The 2,238-nt window shown below is 72.4% G+C and carries 3 protein-coding genes; 1 reads left to right on the top strand and 2 read right to left on the bottom strand.

Features of this window, described 5'->3' with window-relative positions:
• Positions 1–535 (bottom strand): FAD-dependent monooxygenase (locus VR45_RS41150; protein ID WP_045945101.1); only part of this gene is annotated, 535 nt, incomplete at its 3' end.
• A gap of 103 nt (positions 536–638) precedes the next feature.
• Positions 639–1,406 carry an IclR family transcriptional regulator gene (locus VR45_RS41155; protein ID WP_045945102.1) on the bottom strand — a complete coding sequence of 256 codons (768 nt, stop codon included), beginning with the start codon at positions 1,404–1,406 and terminating at the stop codon, positions 639–641.
• A gap of 74 nt (positions 1,407–1,480) precedes the next feature.
• Here VR45_RS41155 and VR45_RS41160 point away from each other — a divergent pair, with 74 nt between their 5' ends.
• Complete coding sequence (locus VR45_RS41160) at positions 1,481–2,182, top strand: substrate-binding domain-containing protein (RefSeq protein ID WP_052709762.1); 702 nt, start codon at positions 1,481–1,483, stop codon at positions 2,180–2,182.
• Positions 2,183–2,238: the final 56 nt, after the last annotated feature.

Consider the following 2,238-nt stretch of genomic DNA (forward strand, 5'->3'; position numbering starts at 1 on the left):
CGGGCACCAGGTCGCGGCACATGCTGCGCGACCCGTCCGCACCGACCACGTACCGCGCTCGGACTTCGTGGCGGGTCCCGTCGGGCGCCGTCCAGCGGACCCGGGGAGCGTCGGTCGCGATGTCGAGGACCTCGGTGTCCCTGACACCGAAGTGGACCGTGCCGCCGTCGCGCTCCCGGGCGTCGGCCAGGTCGATGAACACGTCGGTCTGCGGGTAGAGCCACACCGACGCGCCGACCAGCTTCTTGAAGTCGACGCGGTACGGACGCCCGCCGAAGCGGAGCTCGACGCCGTCGTGCTCGTGACCGTCGAGCAGGATCCGCTCGGAGACGGTCTCGACCAGGTCCCGGGCCGCGTCGGCTTCGAGGATGCCGGCCCGGTGCGTCGCCTCGATCTCGTGCCGGGTTCGGGTGTCGATCACGATCGTCTCGACCCCGGCGCGCCCGAGCAGATGCGCCAGCATCAGGCCGGCTGGGCCGGCACCGACGACAGCGACTGGGGCCGAGGCAACGGTGTCGACGATGGCGTCGGCCATGGCATCTCCTGAGCGGGGGTGGGGTTTCGAACACCCCGAACGCTGGCATCCGCGCCCTCGCCCCGTCGCCCTCCTTTCCGCCAGGCGGAAGCCTCCCCGAATGTCAGGCCGCCGTCCGGGCCCGCCTGCCGAGCTCGTCGGAGATCCCCTGCGCAGCCCTCAGCAGCGGCTCACGCAGTCCCCGCGCACGGCTCGCGCCGCGCGCCGCGATGACGATCCCCAAGGCGGCGCTCACCGGGCCGGCCCGGCCGATCCGCACCGGCGCGGCCACCGCGGCCGAGCGTTCCGAGAGCTGCCGGTCGCTGACGAAGAGCTGCTCGCGGCGGATCCGGTCCAGCTGCGTCCGCAACGCCTTCGGGTCGGTGACGGTGTGCGGGGTCCAGGCCCGGAGCGGAGATTCGAGGACCTCCTCCTGTATCTCCGGGGGCGCGTGCGCCAGCAGCACCCGCCCCATCCCGGTGGAGCCGATGGGGAACCGGGACCCGACCATCGTGACCACCTCCACCGACCGATGCCCCGCGATCCGTTCGACGAAGACCAGCTCCGTGCCTTCGCGCACCGCGAGCTGGACGTTCTCATGGGTCGCCTCGTAGAGGTCCTGCATGAACGGCAGCGCCGCATCGCGCAGGATCTGGGTCCGGGGACACCCCGAGGCGATCTCCCACAGGCGCAGCCCGATGTGCCACGACCCGTCCTCCGCGCGCTCGAGCGCTCCCCATCCCGCCAGCTCCGTGACCACTCGGTGCGCGGTGCTCAAGGCCAAGCCCGTACGCTGAGCGATCTCCGACAGTGTCTGCGACGGGTGCTCACGGTCGAAGGCCGAGAGGACCTCAAGGACCTTTCCGGCCGCCGTGCTCCGGGGTGTGCTCATCCGGCCAGTCTCGCAGACCGGCGTCGAGCCGCCGTGGCGCGCGCCGTACCGTCTGCCGGACCCAAGGAGGCGATGTGGACCGAGAGATCTCCGGGCTGTCCTCGATGGCGACACGGCCCGTCCTGGCGGACCTTTCCGAACACGTCCGGCAGGCCCACGGCATCCCGGTGCGCTTCGAATCCGCCGGCGGGGTCGAGGTCGCACGGCGGGTGCGCGAGGGTGCCGAGGCCGACCTGCTCGTCCTCGCCGAAGGAGCGCTGGCCGAGCTGGAGGAGGCAGGGCACCTCTTGAGGGGCACGGCGCGACCGCTGTGGATCTCCCAGGTCGTCGCGGCCGTGCCGGACGGAACGCCGGTTGCGGCGCTCGACTCGGAATCCGACCTGCGAGCCGCTCTCCTTTCCGCGACGAGGGTCGCGTACTCCACCGGCCCCAGCGGGGCGGCTCTCATCGAACTGATCACCCGGCTGGGGCTTGCCGACACGCTCTCGGACCGACTCGTCCAGGCACCGGCGGGGGTGCCTGCCGGCAGCCTGCTCTCGTCCGGCCGGGCCGACCTGGCCTTCCAGCAGCGCAGCGAGCTGACGGACCTGCCGGGCGTCGTCGTCGTCGGTCCGCTGCCGGGCGACACCGGGATCAACTCGGTCTTCAGCGGGGGTGTCCTGGCTTCGTCCGTCCACGCGGGCCGTGCCCGCGAGGTCCTCGACCTCCTCGGGTCCGACACGGCGTCGGAGATTGCGCGTGCCAGGGGCATGCGGGCGGTCGGGTACCAAGGCTGACACGACGCCCCGCAAGCAGCGTCCCGGGCCCAGCGGACGGTTGTCCGGCCGTCTTG

It is taken from the genome of Streptomyces sp. NRRL S-495 (genome assembly GCF_000966955.1).
Taxonomy (GTDB): Bacteria; Actinomycetota; Actinomycetes; order Streptomycetales; family Streptomycetaceae; genus Kitasatospora; species Kitasatospora purpeofusca.